The sequence below is a fragment of the Streptomyces sp. NPDC038213 genome, assembly GCF_055600495.1.
This window is the reverse complement of record NZ_JBVJYM010000003.1, coordinates 365,893-388,197: the sequence shown is the minus strand read 5'-3', so window position 1 is coordinate 388,197 and position 22,305 is coordinate 365,893. Positions and strand designations below refer to the sequence as shown.

The 22,305-nt window shown below is 72.6% G+C and carries 17 protein-coding genes; 8 read left to right on the top strand and 9 right to left on the bottom strand.

Annotated elements, in window-relative coordinates; translation table 11 throughout:
• Positions 1 to 126: 126 nt before the first annotated feature.
• A complete protein-coding gene (locus ACZ7JZ_RS06965) occupies positions 127 to 1,302 on the top strand; it encodes a globin domain-containing protein (protein WP_470934018.1) in 1,176 nt (391 codons plus the stop codon).
• A gap of 72 nt (positions 1,303 to 1,374) precedes the next feature.
• On the opposite strand, the gene ACZ7JZ_RS06960 is transcribed toward ACZ7JZ_RS06965, so the two are convergent.
• The 5 genes from ACZ7JZ_RS06960 to ACZ7JZ_RS06940 all read right to left on the bottom strand — a co-directional run bounded on the left by ACZ7JZ_RS06960 (position 1,375) and on the right by ACZ7JZ_RS06940 (position 7,701).
• A complete protein-coding gene (locus ACZ7JZ_RS06960) occupies positions 1,375 to 2,472 on the bottom strand; it encodes a nucleoside triphosphate pyrophosphohydrolase (RefSeq protein ID WP_470934016.1) in 1,098 nt (365 codons plus the stop codon).
• 26 nt (positions 2,473 to 2,498) lie between these two features.
• Positions 2,499 to 3,131 (bottom strand): SurA N-terminal domain-containing protein, encoded by a 633-nt coding sequence (locus tag ACZ7JZ_RS06955; protein WP_470934014.1) that lies wholly within the window; start codon positions 3,129 to 3,131, stop codon positions 2,499 to 2,501.
• Between the two features lie 198 nt (positions 3,132 to 3,329).
• Entirely contained in the window at positions 3,330 to 4,856 is a 1,527-nt protein-coding gene (locus ACZ7JZ_RS06950; protein ID WP_470934012.1) for a protein kinase domain-containing protein, read from the bottom strand.
• A complete protein-coding gene (locus ACZ7JZ_RS06945) occupies positions 4,853 to 5,494 on the bottom strand; it encodes a hypothetical protein (protein ID WP_470934010.1) in 642 nt (213 codons plus the stop codon). Before ACZ7JZ_RS06945 ends, ACZ7JZ_RS06950 begins: the two co-directional genes overlap by 4 nt.
• Before the next feature lie 179 nt (positions 5,495 to 5,673).
• Positions 5,674 to 7,701: an N-6 DNA methylase gene (locus ACZ7JZ_RS06940; RefSeq protein WP_470934204.1), complete on the bottom strand. Its 2,028-nt coding sequence runs from the start codon at positions 7,699 to 7,701 to the stop codon at positions 5,674 to 5,676.
• A 259-nt stretch (positions 7,702 to 7,960) separates the two neighbouring features.
• Between ACZ7JZ_RS06940 and ACZ7JZ_RS06935 the strand changes: the two genes are divergently transcribed.
• Positions 7,961 to 8,752: a hypothetical protein gene (locus tag ACZ7JZ_RS06935; RefSeq protein WP_470934008.1), complete on the top strand. Its 792-nt coding sequence runs from the start codon at positions 7,961 to 7,963 to the stop codon at positions 8,750 to 8,752.
• A 105-nt stretch (positions 8,753 to 8,857) separates the two neighbouring features.
• On the top strand, positions 8,858 to 9,700 hold the full coding sequence (locus tag ACZ7JZ_RS06930; protein ID WP_470934006.1) for a hypothetical protein: 843 nt from the start codon (positions 8,858 to 8,860) through the stop codon (positions 9,698 to 9,700).
• Positions 9,701 to 9,759: 59 nt separating this feature from the next.
• Here the strand turns inward: ACZ7JZ_RS06930 and ACZ7JZ_RS06925 are convergent, their stop codons facing one another.
• Positions 9,760 to 10,050: a GmrSD restriction endonuclease domain-containing protein gene (locus ACZ7JZ_RS06925; RefSeq protein WP_470934202.1), complete on the bottom strand. Its 291-nt coding sequence runs from the start codon at positions 10,048 to 10,050 to the stop codon at positions 9,760 to 9,762.
• Between the two features lie 56 nt (positions 10,051 to 10,106).
• On the opposite strand from ACZ7JZ_RS06925, the gene ACZ7JZ_RS06920 reads away from it, so the two are divergent.
• Genes ACZ7JZ_RS06920 through ACZ7JZ_RS06905 form a run of 4 tightly spaced genes read left to right on the top strand, consistent with a single transcriptional unit; the run spans position 10,107 to position 16,040 of the window.
• Complete coding sequence (locus ACZ7JZ_RS06920) at positions 10,107 to 11,579, top strand: tyrosine-type recombinase/integrase (protein ID WP_470934200.1); 1,473 nt, start codon at positions 10,107 to 10,109, stop codon at positions 11,577 to 11,579.
• Positions 11,576 to 13,381: a hypothetical protein gene (locus tag ACZ7JZ_RS06915; protein ID WP_470934004.1), complete on the top strand. Its 1,806-nt coding sequence runs from the start codon at positions 11,576 to 11,578 to the stop codon at positions 13,379 to 13,381. Before ACZ7JZ_RS06920 ends, ACZ7JZ_RS06915 begins: the two co-directional genes overlap by 4 nt.
• A complete protein-coding gene (locus ACZ7JZ_RS06910) occupies positions 13,378 to 15,513 on the top strand; it encodes a hypothetical protein (protein WP_470934002.1) in 2,136 nt (711 codons plus the stop codon). The genes ACZ7JZ_RS06915 and ACZ7JZ_RS06910 overlap by 4 nt, the downstream gene beginning before the upstream one ends.
• Positions 15,510 to 16,040 carry a hypothetical protein gene (locus tag ACZ7JZ_RS06905; RefSeq protein ID WP_470934000.1) on the top strand — a complete coding sequence of 177 codons (531 nt, stop codon included), beginning with the start codon at positions 15,510 to 15,512 and terminating at the stop codon, positions 16,038 to 16,040. The genes ACZ7JZ_RS06910 and ACZ7JZ_RS06905 overlap by 4 nt, the downstream gene beginning before the upstream one ends.
• 965 nt (positions 16,041 to 17,005) lie before the next feature.
• On the opposite strand, the gene ACZ7JZ_RS06900 is transcribed toward ACZ7JZ_RS06905, so the two are convergent.
• Both ACZ7JZ_RS06900 and ACZ7JZ_RS06895 read right to left on the bottom strand, forming a co-directional pair.
• Positions 17,006 to 17,818, bottom strand: coding sequence for an HNH endonuclease family protein (locus tag ACZ7JZ_RS06900; RefSeq protein WP_470933998.1), 813 nt, complete (start codon positions 17,816 to 17,818; stop codon positions 17,006 to 17,008).
• Positions 17,819 to 18,319 (bottom strand): HNH endonuclease family protein, encoded by a 501-nt coding sequence (locus tag ACZ7JZ_RS06895; protein ID WP_470933997.1) that lies wholly within the window; start codon positions 18,317 to 18,319, stop codon positions 17,819 to 17,821.
• 108 nt (positions 18,320 to 18,427) lie between these two features.
• Between ACZ7JZ_RS06895 and ACZ7JZ_RS06890 the strand changes: the two genes are divergently transcribed.
• Positions 18,428 to 18,598, top strand: a complete 171-nt coding sequence (locus ACZ7JZ_RS06890; RefSeq protein ID WP_470933996.1) for an antitoxin — start codon at positions 18,428 to 18,430, stop codon at positions 18,596 to 18,598.
• A gap of 81 nt (positions 18,599 to 18,679) precedes the next feature.
• Here the strand turns inward: ACZ7JZ_RS06890 and mfd are convergent, their stop codons facing one another.
• Positions 18,680 to 22,225 carry a transcription-repair coupling factor gene (gene mfd / locus ACZ7JZ_RS06885; protein ID WP_470933995.1) on the bottom strand — a complete coding sequence of 1,182 codons (3,546 nt, stop codon included), beginning with the start codon at positions 22,223 to 22,225 and terminating at the stop codon, positions 18,680 to 18,682.
• Between the last annotated feature and the right edge of the window lie 80 nt (positions 22,226 to 22,305).

Genomic DNA, 22,305 nt, shown 5'->3' with positions numbered 1-22,305 from the left:
CCCGAAGCACCCCATTTGGCCCCTTCGCCAAGGCTGTCCGTAGATCGGACAGGTCTTGACCTGGGGCGAGGAGGCGTTCCTACTTTCCGTTCTGTGGATGTGAAGATCTTGAAAAGCAGTTTCGCGGTGGTGGAGAGACGGGCCGAGCACGCGGTCAAGTTCTTCTACTCCCACCTGTTCTGGCACAACCCGGGGGTGCGCGCGATGTTCCCGCCGGACCCCGCGGACATGGAGCGGCAGCGGGACCGGCTCTTCGCGGCGCTCACGCACGTCATCGCCCACCTGGACGACGAGGCCGTCGGCCCGTACCTGCGCGACCTGGGGCGCGACCACCGCAAGTACCTCGCCGGCCCCGAGCACTACGCCGCCGTGGGCACCAGCCTCCTCGCCGCGCTCGCCGAGACCTCCGGCGAGGCCTGGACCCCCGCCGTGGAGAAGGCCTGGAGCGAGGCCTACTCCGTGATCGCGGAGACCATGATGGCCGGGGCCGCCGCCACCACCGAGCCGCCGTGGTGGGACGCCGAGATCGTCCGCCACCTCCAGTACGGGGAGGACATCGCGGTCCTGACCCTGCGCCCGCACGCCCCGCTCCCCTACTCCCCCGGCCAGTACCTCAGCCTGGGCACCGACCGGGTCCCCACGACTTGGCGCACGTACTCCATAGGCAACGCCCCCCGCCCCGACCACACCCTCGACCTGCACGTCAGCCGGATCGAGGAGGGCCGGGTCAGCACCGCCCTGGTCCGGGACGTGCAGCCCGGGGAGCGGGTCCGGCTGGGCGCGGCGGGCGGGTCGACGACCCTGCGCCGCGGGGCGGGCCGGCCGCTGACCTTCATCGCGGCCGGTACGGGCTGGGCGCCGGTGCGGGCGATGCTGGAGGAGCTCGTGCGCCACCCTCCCGATCAGGACGTACGCCTCTTCGCCGTGGCCCGCGACGCGGCGCACCTGTACGACCGGCCGCTGATCGACGGCTGGCAGCAGCGGCTGCCGTGGCTGTCCGTCACGTACATCACCCCCGCGCCGGGGCAGCACCGCAACCAGGCCACGGACCGGCTGCTGACCGCGCTGAGCAACCGGGGCCTGTGGCCCGACCAGGACGTCTACCTCAGCGGCCCGCCGCTGTTCGTCGAGGAGACCGCCCACCTCCTGGAGGAGCTGGGCGCGGACCCCGCGCGGCTGTTCCACGACTCCGTGCCCGCCGCCGGGACGGGCCGGACGCGGCCGACGGGCTTCGGCGAGTGGTTCCTCAACACCCCCGCCGTCCACTGGCACAACCCGTCCGGGCGGGCGCCCCGCGGCTGATCCCGTGCCGGGACCCGGACCGGCCCCTTTGGACCGGCCCCTTCCGCGCCAGCTCCTCCCGGCCTGCCGCGGCTAGTCCCCGAGGCCCTCCGCGGCCCGGATCGCGACCCGGTAGGCCCGGGCCGCCGCGCGCAGCGCGGTCTCCGGATCCACGCCGTCCGCCTCGGCGCGCGCCGCCAGGGCCAGCAGCTCGTACCCGATCCCCTCGCCCCGGGGCAGGTCCACGTCCAGTCCGCCCGTGCGGGCCCGGCCCGCGAGCTTGGTGGCCAGCGCCAGTCCGGGCTGCGTCAGCGGGACCCCGTCGGTCACCGAGTCGCGCTGCTTCTCCTCCGCCTTGGTGCGCATCCAGTGGGCCTTGACGTCCTCGGGGGTCTGCGCGGTCGCGTCCCCGAAGACGTGCGGGTGGCGGTGGACGAGCTTCTCGACGATGGTGGCGGCCACGTCGTCGATGGAGAAGGCGCCCCCGCCGTCCTCGCCGTCGGCGTCCCCGTCCTCCCCGTCCCCGTGGCCGTCCGCCCCGCCCGCTGCCCCCGCGGGCAGGCCCTCCTCGGCGATCCGGGCGTGGAAGACCACCTGGAGGAGTACGTCCCCCAGCTCCTCGCGGAGCTCCGCGCGGCTGCCCTGCTCGATGGCCTCGACCAGCTCGTAGGCCTCCTCGATCCCGTACTTCGCCAGCCCCTCGTGGGTCTGCCGGGAGGACCAGGGGCATTCGCGGCGGATCCGGTCCATGACCTGGACCAGGTCGAGCAGCCGGGCGCCGGGCAGGTCGTAGGAGCCGGGGAGCAGTTCGAGGTCCGGCATGCTGTGGCGGCCGGAGCCGGCGAGCCGGGCGAGTCCGTCGGTGAGCCGCCGGTCCCCCTCGCCGTCCAGGACGAGGACCACGGTGCGGCCGCCGGCGCAGGCGGCGACCAGCTCCCGGGCGTCCGGGCTCGTGTGCTCGACGGCGACGCCCGCCTCGTGCAGGTACGGCAGCTGCGGGTGGCCGGGGTCGGCGCACAGGACCAGGTCGGCGCCCCGCAGGGCCTGCCAGGCCTGCCAGGACAGCAGGCCGGGGGCGACCCGGTGGCTGGTGGTCAGCAGGACGATGCGGCCCGGGGACGGGGTCCCCGGGGCAGCGCTGTCGGCGGGGGCGGCGGGGCCGTGGGCGGAGGCGGGAACCGGAGCAGTCACCCTTCGAACCTACCTCCGCCGGGGGCTCAGCCCGTCACGGGTGCCCCGGCCGCCGCCTGCTGGGGCTTGCTGACCTGCCGGATCCACGAGGTGGTGCCGGCGGTCACGGCGAGCTGGGCGGGGTCCCAGGAGCCGTAGCGCGGGTTGACCTCCACGCCGAGCTCCTTCGCGGCCGCCGCGGCGGGCTCGGTGATCTTGCCCTCGCCGTACTTCTCGGTGAGCTTGGCCAGGATCACCTGGTCGCGGATGGCCCGGTCGATCTGGTCCGGGGCCAGCCCGCCCTTCTGGAGGGCGAGGGCCTCGAACTCGGCCCGGCCGCCGGACTGGGAGATCCGCTGCTTGCGGGCCTCGTCCAGGTCGGCGGTGGTGACCCGGATGCCCGCGTTCTCGGCGGTCCGGTCCAGGACCCGGCTCTGGATCATGGCGTTGAGCTTGTACTTCTCCAGCCCGGCCGTGTCGGCGATGAGCTGGGCCGCCTGCGGGGAGCGGGCCTGCGCCGCGCGCACGTCCTTCATCTGGGCCTGGAGGGCCGAGATCGTGATGCGTTCGCCGCCGACGACGGCCGCGGTGCCCGGCCGGGCCTCGCCCGAGCAGGCGGCGAGCAGGGGGGCCGCGACCAGCAGGGCGGCGGAGACGGAGAGCGCAGTGCGACGGTGCAAAGGAGCCTCCGGGCAGAGGGGGGCGGACGATTGTGCTTCGGTGCACAAGGCCGTGCGGTGACCGATGGTATGCAGTCGGGGTGGTCCGGGCCACCGATTCGACCAACGAGTCCCCGGGCGGGAGGGTGCGCCCGCCCGTACGGCCCTCCCGGCGCCCCTCCGCCCCGCTTCCCGGGGGCTGCCCCCGGGGTGCGGGCCTCAGCCCTGGACCTGCCCCAGCCAGTGCAGGGTGCGGCGCACCTCGCCGGGGAAGGGGTGGTGCGGACCGTGCAGCCGCTCGGCGTCGAAGAGCAGCCGGGCCAGGGTCTCGTGCGCGGCCGGCCGGTCCCCCAGAGTCAGCAGCAACTGGCCGATGCGGCGGCGGACTTCGAGGGGCAGCTCGCGGTCGTCGTTCGCGTACTGGTTCTCGAAGTAGGGCAGCAGCGAGCGGTACTCGGCCAGGGCCGCGGCCGGTTCGCCGAGCTGCTCCAGGCACTGCGCGGCCTCGTAGCGGAACCGCAGGGACCGCGGGTCGCCGGCGCCGGACTCGCGCGCGTACTCGTCGGCGAGCCGGCGCAGTTCGGGCAGGGCCCGCCGGTACTGGCCGTCGTCCATCAGCGTGGCCGCGTACTGCTTGCGCAGGGAGCGGACCACGGGGGAGTTCTCCCCGTGCTCCGAGGCGGCCGCGGGCAGGATCCCGCCGAGGATGTCCACGGCCTGGGTGAGCCGGCCCTCGTCGAGCAGCCGCTTGACCTCCTCCACCGCCCCGGCCACGTCGGCGCGGCCGGGCAGCGGCGGCACCGGGACGGAGGCGGGGGCCGCCGCCCGGTCCGGCCAGGGCGCGTGCGGGCGGACGAAGGGCCGGGTGGGGTCCAGGGGCCCGGCGCCGGCCGCGGCGGCCGTGCGCCCCGGGAGCAGCGGGGCCAGGGCCTCGTACACCTCCTGCGCGGAGCCGGGGCGGTGCTGCGGGTCCTTGGACAGCAGCCGCAGCACCAGGTCCTCCAGCAGCTGCGGCACCTCGGGGCGCAGCCGGCGCACCGGGACCGGGGGCTCGTACAGGTGCCGGTGGAGCACGCCGAGGGCGGTGGAGCCGGCGAAGGGGACCCCGCCGCTGAGGAGTTCGTGGAGGACCACGCCGAGGGCGTAGAGGTCGGTGGCCGGGCCGACGGCCCCGCCCATCGCCTGCTCGGGGGCCATGTACGCGGGGCTGCCGATGGGGGAGCCGGTGTGCGTCAGGCGGGTGGTGTCGGAGTCCATGACGGAGGCCACGCCGAGGTCGAGCACGACGACCGAGCCGTCCGGGCGGACCATCACGTTGCGCGGCTTGAGGTCGCGGTGGACGATCGGCACCGCGTGCACCGCGGAGAGCGCGGCGCACAGCTGCGCGGCCACGGAGACCGCCCAGGGCCAGGGGTAGGGGTCGTGCTCGGCGAGGTGGTCGGCGAGGTCGGCGCCCTCGACGTACTGCATGACGAGGTAGAGGTCGTCCACGTCGCTGCCGGCGTCGTGGACGGTGACCAGGCCGGGGTGGTCGACCTGGGCGGTGACGCGGCACTCGCGCACGAAGCGCCGCTTCATCTCCTCGGCGGCGGTGGCCCCGGGGCCGGTGACCTTGTCGGGGCGCAGCAGCTTGACGGCGACCCGCCGGTCGAGCCGCTGGTCGTACGCCGTCCAGACCTGGCCCATACCGCCCTGCCCGAGCAGGGTGGCGAGCTGGTACCGGTCCGCGATGACGCGTCCGCTCACTGGTCGCGCTCCTGGCGGCGCAGCAGCTCGCTGAGCTCGTCGAGTTCGGCGCGGACCTGCCCGATGCGGCGGGGCCCGGCGGGGTGCTGCGGGGCCGGGGGCTGGGGGGCGGGGGTCTGGTGCTGCTGCGGCACGGGCGTGTGGTGGGGCTGCGGCGGTACGGGCGTGTGCTGCGGGGGCGGGCCGGGGACGGGGGTGTGCTGGGCGGGCTGCACGGAGACCGCCGGGTATCCGTACCCCGGCTGGGGGGCCTGGACCTGGGCCGGGGGCTGCGGGCCCGGGCCGAGCCGCTCGAAGTGCTTGAGCTCGGCGTACAGGTAGTACGTCAGCACGCCGACGGTGTTGAGGCAGACCCACAGCAGGATGGTGACGGCCGTGCCGTCGCTCATCTCCTGGCTCTCGTCGTCCGGGACCTTCACGCCCGCGTAGATGAGCAGGCCCAGGTTCGACACCAGGGACAGGCCCACCAGCATCCAGTGCAGGGCCCGGCGCGTGACGATCGCAAGCCGCAGCATGGGCGCGAAGTTGAGGAACCCGCAGCTGAGCAGGGTCAGTGCGGAGAAGAGCGCGCGCAGCGCGGCCAGAGTGCTGCCGGCGGGGCGCCCCGGCTGCCGGGGGGCATGGCCTTGGCCGTGCATTGCTGCTCCTGACGGGTACGTGCCGGTTCGGGCGGGTCTGGGCTGGTGTGCGGTCCGGGCGGCGGACGACACCGGACGGACGGTCTCTTGAGCGTATACAGGGACGCCGACAGCGGGCCCCGGTTGTACCGAACCGTTGCGGAACCGAACCGTTGCGGGGCCGGACCGTTGCGCGGCCGTCAGGCCGGCACGCTGCCGTCGCCCAGCCCGTCGTACAGCCCCTGGACGAGCTGCTCCCCGAGCCGGCCGGCGGTCCGCAGGGCCTCCTCGAACTCGGCGAGGGCGCGGAACCGCTCGCCGTAGCGCTGCTGTTCGGCGGGCGGCAGCCGGGGCAGCTGGAGCCGGCGGGCGTCGAGCCGGCTGGCGGTGGAGGCGTAGCTGCTGGCCTGGCGGTGGTTGGCGGTGCCGCGCAGGAAGCCGGCCAGGAACCAGGGGTCGAGCGCGGCCGGATCGGGGCGCAGCAGCTGGAGGTTGCGCCCCAGCGGCTCCCCGGCGCCGGCGGCGTCGACGACCCGGACCGCGGATCCGGCGCCGACCACGGGCACGACCACGTCCCCGGCCTCGGTGAGCACGGGCTCCTCGGCGGCCCCGGCGGAGAGGATCACCAGGGCGCCTGCGCGGGCGAGTTCGCCGAGGGTGGTGGTGGTGCGGGTGAGGGCCCCGGGCGCGGGGGGCGCCCCGGCGGGGGCGCCGGGGGGCGGGGCGAGCCGGGCGGCCAGCGCGAGGGCCGCGTCGAGGCGGGCGCGTACGGAGCCCAGTTCGGCGGCGCCGCCTGCGGCGGCCGGGGGCGGGAGGTAGCGGGCGGGGGTGAGGTCCACGTCGTCGTCGAGGAGTTCGATGACGGGCACGGAGCGGGCCGTGCCGGGTACGGTCTCCAGCCGGCCCGCCTTCCCGAAGGCGGCCCAGGCCTCGGTGACGGCGCGGTGCACGGCGGGCCAGGAGGCCTTGTCCCGGCCGGTGTCCGCTGCGGCGTCCGGGCCGGCGCCCGCGCCCGTACCCGCTCCGATGCCCGCGGTCTCGACGAGGAGCAGTTCGGGGGCGGGCGCGGCGGCGGGGGCGGGCCGGCGCAGCACCCACAGGTGCAGCGGGATCCCGTACGGGGGCGCGGCCCCGGCGGGCAGGGCGATCACGGCGCGCAGGGCGCCGCGGCGCAGCAGGTCGGCGCGGATCCGGCGGCCGGAGCGGCGGGCGGCGGCGGCCGGGGGCATCAGCAGGACGGCGGTGCCGCCCTCGCGGAGCCGGGCCAGGGCGTGCTGGACCCAGGCGAGCTCGGACTCGGTGCGGGCGGGGAAGCCGTACTCCCAGCGCGGGTCGTAGGCCAGCTCCTCGTGCCCCCAGTTGCGCTCGTTGAAGGGCGGGTGGCAGAGCACGGCGTCGGCGCGCAGGGCGGGGAAGGCGTCGGCGCGCAGGCTGTCGGCGGCCGCGGTGCGCACGGCCGCGTCCCCGTGCAGGGCCAGCCGCAGGGCGGTGAGGGCGGCCAGCTCGGGCTGGGCGTCCTGGCCGTGGAGGGCGGCGGCCCGGGGGACGGCGCGCAGCAGTCCGCCGGTGCCGCAGGCCGGGTCCAGGACGGTGAGGGGGGCCGCTGCGGCGCCCGCGGGGGCGGCGAGGGCGGCCATCAGCTCGGCGGGGCCGGGCGGGGTCAGCGTGTACTGGCGGGGGTTGGCGTCGAGGTGGCGGCCGAGGAGGAACTCGAAGGCCTGGCGGGCGCCCAGTTCGGCGGCGAGCTCGGCGGCCCCGCGCAGCAGGGGGACGGCAGCGGCCGGGATGCCGGCGGCCGGGACCGGGTGCGCGGGGCCGAAGCGGGCGGTGAGCACCTGGTCGAGCACGGCGGGGAGGCGGGCCGCGAACTCCTCGTCGGAGGCGCGCGCGGGGGCCGCGCCCGCGCCGCTGCCGCCGCCCGCGCCGCCGGCCAGCTCCAGCCAGTCGGTGGGGCGGTCCCGTACGACGAGCAGGGCGCAGCCGGCGTGCACGAGGGCGGTGACGGCCCCGCCGGGGTGGCCGGACAGCTGCTGCCAGACGCGCTCGCGCAGCGGGACCTCGGCGAGCTTGCCCTGGTCGCGCAGCCACCGCTCGACCTCGGCGAGGGCGAAGGAGGGGCTGGTCTCGGTGCCGCCCGCGGGCTTGGGGAAGTCGGCGTGGCGGCGGCGCCAGTTGCTGACGGCGGCCCGGCCGACCCCGGCGAGCCGCGCGATCTCGGCGGCGGTCACCTCGGTTCCGGCGGTTCCGGCGGTTCCGGCGGTTCCGGCGGTGGGCTGCTCCCCGTGGTCCGGCACTGTGCTCGCTCCCTGTCAGGCGTCGGGCGTCCCGCGCTGTGCGCCGAGCATACCCGTACACATCCGAGAACCCTCTTCACGGCGTGAATCAATGAATCCCCGTGAGTCTTGTTGACTCGGTTCACAGCTTCTGCTGTGATTGCCTCAGTCTCCCCCACACCGCTCTGCCCGACCCCACCCAGGGAGTTCTCCCATGCGCACCACCACCCTCACGGCCACGGCCCTCGTCTCCGCCGCCCTGCTCGGGCTCACCGCGTGCGGCGGTGCCGGGAGCGGCAAGACGTCCGGCACCCCCGGCTCCGGCACCGGCTCCGGTTCCAAGCCGTCCGCGTCCGCCGAGCCCGCGCCGTACGCGGACCTGACCGGCCCGCAGCTGCTGGAGAAGTCCCTCGCCGCCAGCCGCAAAGCCGCCTCGCTGAGGGTCAAGGGGCAGGTCCTGGAAGAGGGCAAGGCCATGACGATGGACCTGGCCCTCAGCACGAAGGACGAGTGCCGCGGCACCATGCGCACGGCGGACGAGGGCGGCTTCGAGGTGATCAAGTCGGCCGGCACCGCCTACATCAAGGCGGACGAGGCCTTCTACCGCGCCGCGGGCAAGGGCGAGCCGAAGGAGCAGACCGACGCCGTCGTCGCCATGCTCGCGGGCCGCTGGATGAAGGCCCCCGCCTCCTCCCCCGACGCGAAGGACTTCGCCGGGATCTGCGACCTGGACGAGCTGCTGAAGGCCTTCGAGTCCGACACGAAGGGGGCCCGCAAGGGGGCGGTGGCCACCGTCGACGGGCAGAAGGCCGTCACCCTGACCGTGCCCGCCGACGAGGGCACCGCCACCGTCTACGTCGCCGCCGAGGGCGAGCCGTACCTCCTCAAGGCGGTCCAGAAGGGCGGCACCGACCCGGGCGAACTGGCCTTCTCCGACTACGACGAGCCCGTGGACGCCACCCCGCCCGCCGACAAGGACGTCATCGACGTCTCCAAGCTCGGCTGAGCCCCGCCGCCCGGCCGGTGCAGCCGCCCCGCGAGGGGAGGGCGGCTTCACCGGCCGCCGGGCCGGGCATATCCGTCAGGCGTACGACGCACAGGGGGGATCCACATGCACCAGCACGCCCGCATTCGCACCCGCTGCCGCGCGCTCGCCGCGAGCGCCCTCGCCTCCGTCGCCCTGGCAGGACTGACCGCCTGCGGCGGCGGCCCGGACGGCCCCGGGACCGGCAGGTCCGGCACCTCCGACGGCAAACCCGCCGCCACCCCGTCCGCCCCGCCCGAGGCTCCCGCCGAGCCGTTCGCCGAGCTCTCCGGGCCCGAGATCCACGCGAGGGCGTACGAGGCCACGAAGCGGGCCGAGTCCCTGCGGATCGCCGGCCGGGTCCGCTCGGACGGCAAGGAGATGGAGATGGACATCGCCCTGAACCTGAAGGGCGAGTGCGAGGGGACGGTGGTCCTCGGCGGCGGCGGCCGGGCCGAGATCGTCAAGTCCACCGCGTACCTCTACTACAAGGCCGACGAGGCCCTGTACCGCTCGCAGTCGAAGAACATGCCCCGGCGCCAGGTCGACGCGGTGGTCGCCTCGCTCGCGGACCGCTGGCTGAAGATGCGCGCCGACAGCCCCCAGGCCCGGCAGTCGGCGGGCATGTGCGACCTCGGCAAGCTCCTCGGCTCCTTCGGCAGCAGCCCGGTGGCCCGCAAGGGCCGGCTGTCGCAGGTCGGGGGGCAGGAGGCGATGACCGTCACCGCACCGAGCGCGGACGGGGGCACGGAGACGTACTACGTGGCCACGGACGGCAAGCCGTACCTGCTGCGCGCCGCCAAGACCGGCGGGACCGAGCCCGGGGACGTCACCTTCTCCGAGTACGACCGGCCGGTGGACGTCTCACCGCCCGCCGACAAGGACGTCGTCGACGCCGACAAGCTGCGCGGCGCGGGGCGCACGGCCTGACGGACGGCCCGGCGCACGGCCCGGCCTCGACTCCCGGCCCCGGTCCCGCCCGCCCGCCCTCAGCGGGCCAGGCGGGCCGGGGCCCGGGTCGGGCTGCCGCCCTCCGGCAGCCGCTGCTGCGGGCAGCGCTCCAGCACCCGCTTCATCGCGTCCCGCTCCGAACGGGTCACCCACAGCCCGTACTTGCCCTTCACCGCGACCTGCGAGGCCACGTACGCGCACCGGTGGGCGCGGTCGGCGGGCAGCCAGGTCGCAGCGTCGCCGTCGCCCTTGCGGCGGTTGGCCGAGGAGTCCACGGCGAGCAGGTTCAGCGGGTCGTTTATGTCGGCAGCCGTAACTGTCTCATCGATCTCTCCGTTATGTGCGCGTACAGCTTGTCTCACACGGGGAGGGTGGCTTGCACGCGATGGAGTCAGAGGACACGGGTACCGGCACCGAGACACCGGTACTGCTGCACCGGACAACACTCGGCCATGCAGTTCCCTTCGATGGGGACGCGGTGCTTCGGCGAGCCGGCGCCGACAAGGGCAGACCCTTCATCCTCGGGCCGGACGGCACCTACGACCTCCACCTCAACCGCTTCCTCCGCGACCTGGAGCACTGGGGCGTGCGATCGGAGAACAGCCGCATCGCCTACAGCACCGACGTCATGCTCTACTGCCGCTTCCTCCACGAGTCCCGGGGCGGCAAGTCCATCTGGGACACGGACGGCGCCGACCTCCGTGCATACAAGGCCGTACGCCTGCACGGCGACGGACCGGGCAGCGTGTCCGTGGCGACCTGGAACCGTTCCATCGCCGCGCTCGACAAGTGGGTGCAGTGGTCGCTGTGCGAGGAACTGCTGTCAGCGGAGCCGTTCCGGTACGTCGACAAGACCGTGGTGTCGCCGCAGGGACCGCAGCGAGTACGAGTCAACGCGGACGCCGAGCCCGAGACGCCCCGGCAGCCGATCCGGTTCCTGTCGCACGAGGACTTCATGCTCTGGCGGGACGTCGGCCTGCGAGGACTGCTGCCGGACGGCTCCCCGGACGCCAAGTGGCGTGGGCGCAACGGCGAACGCAACGCTCTCTTCGCCGATCTCCTGGTGTGCACCGGCATGCGGTTGGGCGAGGCCGCGAGCCTGCTGACGACGGAACTGCCGCCGGTGACCGGCAGACGTCTGATCGGCGACATCACCGTCTCGGCCGCCGTGGCAAAGCGCGGCAAGGCACGCACGGTGTACGTCCGTCCCCGGGTGGCCCGCGACCTGCACCACTACGTCGGTATCGAGCGGGACGAGCTGGTGCAGCGACGAGGCGTCCAGAACGTGTACGAGGCGCTTGCGGACCGTCTGCCGGTACGTCGGGCGAACCGGCACGCGCTCGTAGTCGAAAACGGATCCAGCTGGTCCTACTCGCGTATCGGCGCGGCGGACCGGGCACGGCTCGTCCAGGTCGACGGTCGAGGAGGAGTGGTCGGCCCCCTCTGTCTGTGGCTCGGTGAGAACGGGTTGCCGCTGCGGCGCAGTACCTGGCAGTCGGTCTTCCAACGGGCGAACGAGCGGTGTGCCGCCTTCGGGCTCGATTTCGACGTCCACCCGCACACCCTGCGGCACACGTTCGCGGTGCACATGCTCGGCCTCCTGCTGCGGCAGACCGTCCGGGCGCTCGGCATGCGCGAGGACCGCCGATTCACCCACGCGGAGGTGAAGCGCCTGCTCATCGGCAACCCTCTGCGCAAGCTCCAGCTCCTGCTCGGCCATCGCCACGAAGCGACCGTCTACTCGTACCTCGACGTGCTTGACGAGGCCCAGGAGATCGTGCTCGCGGCACTCGGCGACTGGGACGAACAGGCCGCCGCCTTCGAGCGGATCAGCTTGAACGCGGAGGAGAATCGGTGAGCCCGCGCCGCGTCCGCTTCCCTGCCGCTGTCGAGACCCCCGCCGCGGCCGCGCCCGTACCGACGATCGGTCCGGTGATCTTCACCGTGGATCTCAATGGAAGTCCCGAGAGTATCGACCTGTCAGGACTCCCGTGTCCGCGTCTCACCCGAGCTCTCGGCACTGCACTCGCTGAAGTCGTCAGCGCTCCCGGCACCCTGCGTGACCGGAATGGCGTCCGCTATGTCGTCAAACGCATTCGGGAGTTTGTCCAGTTCACGGCCGCCGCTCTCCCGGACTTCGCCGCCGACCTGCGTCTGAGTGACCTGAAGCCCGATCTCCTGGACGCGTTCGAGACGCGCCTGATCGCTCAGTACGGAGAGACGAGCAAGGAGCCGTACCTCACCATGACGTACCTCGTGCGGCTGCTGAAGCTGGTGCACGAGGCGCACCCCGACGCCTTCGGGGCCGCGTTTCACGCCCGTCTGGGCTTCACGTCGGCATCGGCCCACCGGGCGTCGAAGCCTCTCGACGCGTATCCGTTCCCAGTGCTCGACGCATTGGAGACCGCTGCCAGGGACGATGTCGCCCGCATCCGCGACCGAATCCTGGAGGGTGAGAAGCTGGCAGCTACGGGCCGCGACCCGCGCCAGCACGGATGGGACCGGCTGGAGAACATCCTCTGGTACATCGCCCACCACGGCCCGCTGACCCCCGACGACGCCTCGTACAAGATCCTGCGGTCCTGGGGCGGAAGAGAAGAACTCAACGGTCGTCTCCATCTCACCGCAAGGGACCTGGTGCCTTTCCTGCTCCTGCTCGCCTGCCAGACGGGCATGGAACCCGAGTGCATCCGACAGCTGCGCTCCGACTGCCTGGCGAGTCCGGCACGCGGCTACGTCAGCATTGCCTACGTCAAGAAGCGCGCCCCGGGTTCCACGCACAAGACGGTCAGGGTCACCGATGGCGGCTCGCTGCGCTTCCCCGGTGGCGTGATCCGACTGGCCCTACGTCTGACGAAACGCACCCGCGAGCTGATCGGCAGCGACGCCCTGTGGTGCGACGTCGGTCGTCACGGGCAGGCCCGGTCATCCTTCGACGGTCCGCAAGGATCGGCCATGAGCCGGCAGTGGATGTCCGAGCATGGGCTCGACCGCCTCACCGACCGCGACGGCGGGCCGGTCGCCCTGGACCTGCGGCGGGTACGCAAGACCGTCAAGTCCCGTCAGTACCTGCGCGCCGGCGGGGCCCTTGAGGACTTCGCCTCCGGCCACACCCGGCCGGTCGCCGCGAAGCATTACGCGGACATCGGCGCGCACGAGGAGACCCACGAGCAGGCAGTGGAGGCGGGCCTTAAGCAGGCGCTCGGCGCGGCGCTTTCACCACCTGTAGTGCTGTCCGACGACGGCGCACGACTCGACGACGGCCAGGCGGCGCTGACCACGCGGGAGATCGAGTCGGCGCTCTCCGGCGAGCAGGACGTATGGCTCGCCTCCTGCCGTGACTTCTTCGCCTCACCGTTCGCGCGCAAGCCCGGGGCGGCCTGCCCCGTCCCGGCCTGGGGCTGCCTGGAATGCCCGAACGCGGTGTTCACCAGCCGCCACCTGCCGAGCCTGCTGTCCTTCCTGGACTTCCTGGAGCGACAGCGCGAGGGGTATCCGGCCGCTGAGTGGACCGCGCGGTTCGGTCTCGCGTGGGATCGCATCGTCCACGGTGTCCGCGCCCGATTCAGTACGCGTCAGATCGCCACGGCGCAGGCCATCGCCGAGGGCGGCAGCGATCACCTGCTGCTGCCCGCGTCGTTCCTGGAGGTCATCGCATGACCGCCGTCCCCAAGCCACGAACCGGTGATCACGACCTGTCCTCGGCCTCGGAGTACGTGCTCCCGGAGCGGCTCACTCTGGGCCTGCCGAGCCGAGGTCCGCTCCTGTCCGAGGACGTCTGGGACCTGCGGTGCGTGCTGCCCCGCACCTGGCGGACGTGGCGGCTCGACTTCACGCAGATCGGCGATCCGCTGACACGGCGTACGGCCAAGGAGTACGTCGCCTCCCGCCTCCACCGGGGCTCCCTGGGCCTCGGCCCCATGAAGGCCACAGCAGCGGCCGGAGAGCTGCGCGTCTTCATCGCCGTGATGAACGACCTTCGGGAGATGGGCGCCCCACGGTTGGCCGCCGTCAGCCGCACCCACCTGAACGCCGTGCTGACGAGGTGGAGGCCCAGCCCGGGCAATGCCGTCCGTAACATCACGCTTCTCAAGCACCTGGCTGCCCACGGGCCGTTCCTGTCCCAGGACCGGCTGAACGTCCTGCCCTGGAACGGCCGCAGTGCCTATGCCGTCGCCGGGGTGCGGCGGGTCAAGGGAGAGAACGCCACCCCACGCATCCCCGAGGAGGTCCTCGCGCCGCTGCTGCGGGCAGCGCTCTTCTACGTGGAGAAGGCCAGCGGCGACGTCCTCGCCGCCCAGCGGGAGGTCTCCGCGCTCGAAGCAGCGCGCAAGGGCCAGAACCTCGGCCACGGCCAGGCACGCGAAAGGGTTCTGGCCCTTATCTCCGAACGCCGAGCGGCCGGTCGAGGCATCCCCGCGCTCCCCCGCGAGACCGCGCACACCGTCCCCGACGCCGTCACCGTCGACGGCGTACCGCAGAGCCCCAACCACCGCCTCGTCTCCCTTCTGAGCGGCTGCGGCAACTCTGCACATCTCCGACCGTTGATGGCCCAGGCCGGCGAGGACATCGGCTACGAGGAAGGCGGCCTGGACACTCCGATGTCCGAGTGGCCGACCACCGGCAGGCCGTGGCGCCCACGACTCAGCCCCTTCACGTTGGCCAACGAGCTGTCCTTCCTGCGAACGGCGTGCTGGATCGTCATCGCTTACCTGTCAGGGATGCGGGACGTGGAAGTTCGTGAGCTGGACCGCGACTGCGCCACTACCGAAACCGGCGCCGACGGGCGGCCCCGGTACAAACTCCGCGGACGGGTCTACAAGGGGAAGGACCGCAAGCTCAGCGGGGACGAGGCAGAGTGGGTGGTCCTCGATGTCGTACACAGGGCTGTCGCCGTTCTCAGGGAGATCAACGACGACCCGGGCCACCTCTTCGGCTACGACGGTGGCGGCCGCAACGGGTACGTACTCCTCAGCAACATGCCCCGGCGCATCAGAGCCTTCCGCGACCACCTCAACGATCTCTTCAGCACGGCGGATGAGCTCTACATCCCGCTGACGACAACGCCCCCGGACGCGCACTCACCGGACGCAGAAGACGAGGTCGAGGAAGACGCGCCAGAGCCCACGGCGCTTCCCTGGGCCTTCGACACCAGGCAGTTCCGGCGCAGTCTCGCCTGGCACATCGCCCACCAGCCCTTCGGCGTGGTCGCGGGCGCCCGCCAGTACAAGCACGCCGCGATCACCATGTTCGAGGGATACGCGGGAACCTCCGCCTCCGGCTTCGCCGACGAGGTCGCCGCCGAGGAAGCCGTTGCCAAGCTCGACTACGTCGAGGACCTCTACCACGACTGGAACGAGGGCGGTCGTTCCGCAGGTGGCGCCGCCCAGCGCATCGAGGCCGAGTTCGACCGCATCCGCCGTGAACTCGGGGACCTGCCGGGCGCGGTGGCCAGCCCGTCCCGGCTGAGGACGCTGCTGCAACACCTGACGAAGACCCTGCACCCCGGCGTCCTGAACGACTGCTTCTACCAGGCGGAGACGGCCGTGTGCCGCAAGCGGGCCAAGCCACTGGGACGCCCCGTCCCCATGCTCGACATGTGCATGCGCTGCCCCAACTCGCGGCGCTCCGCCGTCCATCTGCCTCGCCTGGAGCGGGCACACGACATGGCACAAGCAGAACTGGGCGAGGCAACCGACCTCCCGCGACTCCAGCACCTCGCCATCACCGAGCACCTGGCCACGCTCACCCACCTGATCGCCGAGATCAACCACGAGGACACCCGCCGATGACGGATTCCACGAACGAAACCCTCCTGACCGTCCGCACAGCCTTCGCCCGCCTGGCCCGGGAGAACCCCGGCCTGACCGACATCGATCACAAGATCATGCGCGCCTTCGAGCAGCTCATGCTCGGCCGCCCCGAGATCACCGATGGCCAGACATCGGCGGTGAACATCTGCGCCGAAGCCGGCGTCTCCAGGGCCTCGTACTACCGATCTCCCGTCGCCGCAGTGATCAAGGGGATTCTCAGCTCTCCCGAGGCCAGGCGTCCGGAGTCCGACGAGCTCAGGCAGGAGATCACCCGCCTGAAACAGTCCGAGCGGGAGCTCCGGAAGGAGAAGGCGGACGAGATCAGGGAACTGCGTGCCACCGTCGCGGCGTACGCGAACCAGATCCAGGTCCTGGCCCTCAGGAACGCGGAGCTGGAGGCGGATGCCCGTCGGCTCCAGGGTCAACTTGCCAGGGGACAAGCAAGTGTGGTCAGGCAGCTCAACCGCCTGGACACACGCGACGAGCCTCCTCTCTGTCCGACTTGAGTGTTGTCTGCCGGGCAGCCGTAAGAGGCGGAATCAGAAGGGGGGATCGTTGAAGAACGAGCCGGTCTGGGCAGGCACAACCGGCTCGCAAGCACGCTGCTGAAGGAGTGCGACGGCGTCGTTGACGCGCCCCAGGTCGATGAGGTGGTTGGCAAGGTCGTTTCTGTTCGCGGAGGCGTGCTGTTCGAGAACGACAACAGCCTCCTCGATGCGTCCGGCGCCGGCGAGCAGCTCGGCGATGTGCGGCGCCGCGTACGAGGTTCCGCCCTCGGGGTGGGATCGGGCCCGTGCGTCGCTTCGTCGATACGGCCCTGGCGTTCCCGGATGGTGGCAAGCAGCCCGATCGCGTAGTCGGGGTCGAGGCCGCGGCAGCACCATGGGCTGTCACAGCGGTGCTGCGCCGGGATCCGCGCAGCCAGCAGCGCGGCGATGTCTTCGTCCCGGCCTGTTCCTCCGACGATGTCGACCAGCGCGGCGGCGAGAAGGGGGTCTTCGATTCCGGCGCTCAGTCGAGTGACCGCCTCGTCCGTATGCCCGTACCGGGCCAGCAGGCGCGCGAAGAACTCCAGGGGGGACCCTCCCGTGCTCGCATACGGGCGGGACAGAGTGATCGCCTCCTCTGCCCGCCCCCAGCTCTCCAGCAGTTCCGCCTGGTGCCGGGCGGCCGGCCACCAGCCCGTGGCAACGTACGGAGCAAGCACCTCCAACGCCTGGGTTTGCCGACCCTGGTCACCGATCAACCGCGCCCATGCCCGCGCGCAGAACCATTCCCCACAACGAGCCTGGGACTCCACCTCGTCATGGTGGCCGAGCTCAAGAAGCCGGGAGACCAGGAGAGGGGGAATGCAGCCGGACAATGTCCGGGCCTGATGGTCGAGATCAGCAGCGTCCATGACTGCGCACCTTAGCCACCACGTCCGGCGGGGGCTGCGTAGCCCCGGGTCGGGACGGTCATGGGGATGCTGTCAGTCCTGGCACTGCTTCAACATCGTCGCCCTATCCGCTGGCGTCACGGCGAGGTCGTACTTGAGCGCCACCTGGGCGAACCGCACCGCGTACGAGCAGCGGATCGCCTTGTTCGGCGGCAGCCAGGACGCCGGGCCCGAGTCCCGCTTGGCGGAGTTCGCGGAGCCCGAGACCGGCAGAAGATTCAGCACGTCGTTGGCCAGCCGCTGCCGCTTCTCCTTGCTCCAGCGGGCCGCGCCCATCTGCCACGCGTAGGACAGCGGCACTACGTGGTCTATTTGGACCTCCGCGGCCTTCGACTTCTTCCAGACGATGTCCTTGCCGGTGTACGGGTCGTACAGGTCCATCGACACGACCACGCAGTCGGAACCGGCGCGGAACCGAACGTTGCGTCCGTGGAGTTTCAGCAAGTCGTTCCGCGTGTCACAGCCGTTCCTCGCCAGCGGTACGCCGTCCGCCGTGTCCATCCACGCGTAGCCGAACTCGCCGCGGTCATAGCCCGTCTTCGGCCCTCGCCCCTTGGTCGGCAGCTTGGAGATCAGCTCATGAGCTGCCGTCTCGTCCTTCTCGGACGAGACGGGGGCCAGCCCCGGCTTCGTGCCGTCGGGCGCGGCCAAAGGGCTGGATCCGTACTTGGCTGACGATGACGAGCCACCGCCCGACGAACCGCCTTCTCCGGAGAGTCCGCCGCCCGTGCAGCCCGCCAGGACCGTCCCGACAACCAGTACAGCCCCGGCATGCAGCACGCCGCTCGTGAGACACCGCCTGGCCACGCGACCACCTCTCCCCTGCGACACACCACCGTGAGACATCTAAACCGCCAACATAAGGTCGTTGGCGAACGCGATCCGCTTGCGGCGCTCCCAGCCCCCGGCCCCCTTCTGCCAGGCGTCCGACAGCGCGACCACGTGGTCGACGTCTATGGAGCCGTCCCCGCGGCGGAACTCCAGCCGGCGGCCCGTGTACGGGTCGCGCTCCAGCACCCCGGAGGCCACCTTGCAGCGGCGGGCGTCCTTGTACCGGGTGTCCTTCAGGTCGCGGGCGAGGATGTCCTCGCGGGTCCCGCAGCCGTTGCCGTCGGTGTCCAGCCAGGCCCGGCCGAACTCCTCGCGCGCGTAACCCGTCTTCGGGGCCCGCCCCTTCACCGTCAGCGCGTCCACCGCGGCCAGCGCCGGGCCGCCGGCCGCGGCGCCCGCCCCGCCCGGCCCCGGCCCGGCCCCCGCACCCCCCTGCCCCGTACAGCCCGCCAGGGCGGCCGCAGCCGTCAGGGCGCAGGCGAGGAGCAGGGCGGCGGAGGCGGGGTGACGGCGCATGGGGCCCGATCCTAGACACCGTGCCGTCCCGGGCTTTTCACCCCCTCGGCGAGCGAAAACCCCGAAGGGCGCGTACCGTCACAAACGGGACACGGAAGGAGCCCTCGCATGGGGATTTTCGACAGGTTCAAGGGTGGCCGGGACAAGGCGAAGGAGATGTCCGACGCCGCCGAGCAGCAGATCAACGAGAAGACCGGCGGCAAGTACGCCGACAAGGTCGACCAGGCCCAGCAGCAGATCGAGACCAAGCTCGGCATCGACGAGGACCCCACCAAGTAGGGCACTTCGGGAGCCGCCCGCGTCCGGCGCGGGCGGCTCCCGGTTTGTCCGGGCCCGGGATCCGGGGATCCGGGACCGCGGTCAGGACCCCAGGATCGTGGTCAGGAACTCCCCGGTCCAGGCGAGCAGTTCGCGTCCGACCAGCGGCTTGCCGCCGATCTTGCCCGTCTTCGGGCGCGGGATCAGCACCTGCGAGGCGGCCGGCTTGAGCACCGCCCCGGGGTAGAGCCGCTTGAGGCGCAGCTCCTGGGACTCCCTCAACTCCACCGGACCGAAGCGGATGTTGCTGCCCTGGAGGGTGATGTCGCCGACCCCGCAGGCCCGCGCGAGCATCCGCAGACCCGCCACCAGCAGCAGGTTCTCCACCGGCTCGGGCAGCTTGCCGTACCGGTCGGTGAGCTCCTCGCGGACCGCCCGGATGTCCTCCTCGGAGTTCGCGGAGGCGATGGCGCGGTAGGCCGCCAGGCGCAGCCGCTCGCCGGGGGCGTAGTCGTGCGGGACGTGCGCGTCGACGGGCAGCTCGATCTTGACCTCCAGCTGCTCCTCCTCCGCGCCCTCCCCGCCGTCCTCCAGGGACTTGCGGTAGTCCGCGACGGCCTCGCCGACCATGCGCACGTACAGGTCGAATCCGACGCCCGCGATGTGGCCGGACTGCTCCCCGCCGAGGAGGTTGCCCGCGCCGCGGATCTCCAGGTCCTTCATGGCCACGTACATGCCCGCGCCCATCTCGGTGTGCTGGGCGATGGTCGCGAGCCGCTCGTGCGCGGTCTCGGTGAGGGGCTTCTCCGGCGGGTACAGGAAGTAGGCGTACCCGCGCTCGCGGCCGCGGCCCACCCGGCCGCGCAGCTGGTGCAGCTGGCTGAGGCCGAAGTTGTCGCCGCGCTCGACGATGAGGGTGTTGGCGTTGGAGATGTCGATGCCCGACTCGACGATCGTCGTGGAGACGAGCACGTCGAACTTCTTCTCCCAGAAGTCGACCACGACCTGCTCCAGGGCCTGTTCCGACATCTGGCCGTGGGCGGTGGCGATCCGCGCCTCGGGCACGATCTCGCGCAGCCTGGCCGCGGCCCGGTCGATGGACTCGACGCGGTTGTGGATGTAGAAGACCTGGCCCTCGCGCAGGAGTTCGCGGCGGATGGCCGCGCCGATCTGCTTCTCCTCGTACGGGCCGACGAACGTGAGGACGGGGTGCCGCTCCTCCGGCGGGGTGGTGATGGTCGACATCTCGCGGATGCCGGTGACCGCCATCTCCAGGGTGCGGGGGATCGGGGTGGCGGACATGGTGAGGACGTCCACGTTGGCGCGGAGCTTCTTCAGCTGCTCCTTGTGCTCGACGCCGAAGCGCTGCTCCTCGTCGACGATGACGAGCCCGAGGTCCTTGAACTTCGTCTCGGAGGAGAACAGCCGGTGGGTGCCGATGACCACGTCCACCGAGCCCTCCTTGAGCCCCTCCAGGGTGGCCTTGGCCTCGGTGTCGGTCTGGAAGCGGGACAGGGCCCGGGTGACCACGGGGAACTGGCTGTAGCGCTCGGAGAAGGTGCCGTAGTGCTGCTGGACGAGCAGGGTGGTGGGCACCAGCACGGCGACCTGCTTGCCGTCCTGCACGGCCTTGAAGGCGGCCCGGACGGCGATCTCGGTCTTTCCGTAGCCGACGTCGCCGCAGATCAGCCGGTCCATCGGGACGGACTTCTCCATGTCCTCCTTGACCTCGGCGATCGTGGTCAGCTGGTCGGGGGTCTCGGCGTACGGGAAGGCGTCCTCCAGCTCCCGCTGCCAGGGGGTGTCGGGGCCGAAGGTGTGCCCGGGGGCCGCCATGCGGGCGCTGTACAGCTTGATGAGGTCGGCCGCGATCTCCTTGACGGCCTTCTTCGCCCGCGCCTTGGTCTTCGTCCAGTCGGCGCCGCCCAGCCGGTGCAGGGTGGGGGCCTCCCCGCCGACGTACTTGGTGACCTGCTCCAGCTGGTCGGTGGGGATGTACAGCCGGTCGCCGGGCTGGCCGCGCTTGGCGGGGGCGTACTCGACGAGCAGGTACTCGCGGGTGGCGCCCTGCACGGTGCGCTGCACCATCTCCAGGTAGCGGCCGACGCCGTGCTGCTCGTGGACGATGTAGTCGCCCGCGGCCAGGGTGAGCGGGTCGATGGTCTTGCGGCGCCGGGTGGGCATCCGGCCCAGGTCCTTGGTGGCGGTGCGCTGGCCGGTCAGGTCGGTCTCGGTGAGCACGGCCAGTTTGAGGACCGGGGCGACGAAGCCGGTGTCGAGGGAGCCGCAGGAGACGTGGACGAGCGCGGGTTCGAAGGCGGCGAGGTCGGCCTCCAGGCGGGCGGGGATGCCCTCGCCGCCGAGCACCTCGACGGTACGGGCGGCCGGGCCGTGGCCCTCGGTCAGGTACGCCGTGCGCCAGCCGTCGGCCAGCCAGCCCTTGGTGTCGGCGAGGGCGCGGGCGGTGTCGCCGCGGTAGGACTCGGCGGCGTGCATGCCGAGCTTGAGGGTGTCGCTGCCGGCCTCCTCGTCGGCGGCGAAGGGGGACACCGACCACCACATCATGCCGAGCTCGCGGGCCCGGTCGCGGACGTCCGCGATGCCCCACAGGGAGGCGGCGCCCACGTCGATGGGGGCGTCGCCGCCGCCCGCGGTGGCGGCCCAGGAGGCCTGGAGGAACTCCTGGCTGGTGGCCACCAGGTCGGAGGCCCGGGTGCGGACCCGCTCGGGGTCGCAGACCACGGCCATCGCCCCGGCGGGCAGCACGTCGAGCAGCAGCTCCATGTCGTCGACGAGGACCGGGGCCAGGGACTCCATGCCCTCGACGGCGATCCCCTCGGCGATCTTGCCGAGGAGCTCGCCCAGCTCGGGGTGGGCCGCGGCCAGCTCCGCGGCCCGCGCCCGGACCTCCGGGGTCAGCAGCAGCTCGCGGCAGGGCGCGGCCCACAGCCCGTGCTCGGCCACCTCCAGGGAGCGCTGGTCGGCGACCTTGAAGTAGCGGATCTCCTCGACCTCGTCACCCCAGAACTCGATGCGCAGCGGGTGCTCCTCGGTGGGCGGGAACACGTCGAGGATCCCGCCGCGCACGGCGAACTCCCCGCGCTTCTCCACCAGCTCCACCCGGGCGTACGCGGCGGCCGCCAGGGCCTCGGTGACCTCGCCGAGGTCGGCGCTCTCCCCCTGCCGCAGGGCCACCGGCACCAGGTCGCCCAGCCCCTTGACCTGCGGCTGGAGCACGGACCGGATCGGGGCCACGACCACCGAGACGGGGCCCGCGGCCGGGTCGTCCTTGCCGGGGTGCGCGAGCCGGCGCAGTACGGCCAGCCGACGGCCGACGGTGTCGCTGCGGGGCGAGAGCCGCTCGTGCGGCAGGGTCTCCCAGGACGGGTAGTCCACGACGGTGTGCGCGAGGTCCGCGGGCATCAGCGAGCGCAGCGCGGCGGCCAGGTCCTCGGCCTCGCGGCCGGTGGCGGTGACGGCGAGCACGGTCCGCCCGGTCCGCCGGGCCAGCGCGGCCACCGCGAAGGGCCGCGCGGCAGCGGGCCCGACGAGGTCGACGTGCATGCGGTTGCCGTCGCCGGCGGCCTTGACGGCCTCGTCCAGCGCGGGATCCTGGATGACGGCGTCGAGCAGTCCGTGCAGGCTCATGAGGAGGCTTTCCATCCGTGGTGGTCGGCGGTTCTTCCGGGACCGGGCCCCGGTTGCGCACCCGGTCGTCGCCTCGCGAA

Excerpts from the sequence above, each read along its gene's own strand:
- ACZ7JZ_RS06905 (WP_470934000.1), top strand. The coding sequence starts at position 15,510 with ATGACGGATTCCACGAACGAAACCCTCCTGACCGTCCGCACAGCCTTC.
- ACZ7JZ_RS06895 (WP_470933997.1), bottom strand. The coding sequence starts at position 18,319 with ATGCGCCGTCACCCCGCCTCCGCCGCCCTGCTCCTCGCCTGCGCCCTG.
- ACZ7JZ_RS06890 (WP_470933996.1), top strand. The coding sequence starts at position 18,428 with ATGGGGATTTTCGACAGGTTCAAGGGTGGCCGGGACAAGGCGAAGGAG.
- mfd (WP_470933995.1), bottom strand. The coding sequence starts at position 22,225 with ATGAGCCTGCACGGACTGCTCGACGCCGTCATCCAGGATCCCGCGCTG.
- ACZ7JZ_RS06920 (WP_470934200.1), top strand. The coding sequence starts at position 10,107 with ATGGAGTCAGAGGACACGGGTACCGGCACCGAGACACCGGTACTGCTG.
- ACZ7JZ_RS06935 (WP_470934008.1), top strand. The coding sequence starts at position 7,961 with ATGCGCACCACCACCCTCACGGCCACGGCCCTCGTCTCCGCCGCCCTG.
- ACZ7JZ_RS06900 (WP_470933998.1), bottom strand. The coding sequence starts at position 17,818 with ATGTCTCACGGTGGTGTGTCGCAGGGGAGAGGTGGTCGCGTGGCCAGG.
- ACZ7JZ_RS06910 (WP_470934002.1), top strand. The coding sequence starts at position 13,378 with ATGACCGCCGTCCCCAAGCCACGAACCGGTGATCACGACCTGTCCTCG.
- ACZ7JZ_RS06930 (WP_470934006.1), top strand. The coding sequence starts at position 8,858 with ATGCACCAGCACGCCCGCATTCGCACCCGCTGCCGCGCGCTCGCCGCG.
- ACZ7JZ_RS06945 (WP_470934010.1), bottom strand. The coding sequence starts at position 5,494 with ATGCACGGCCAAGGCCATGCCCCCCGGCAGCCGGGGCGCCCCGCCGGC.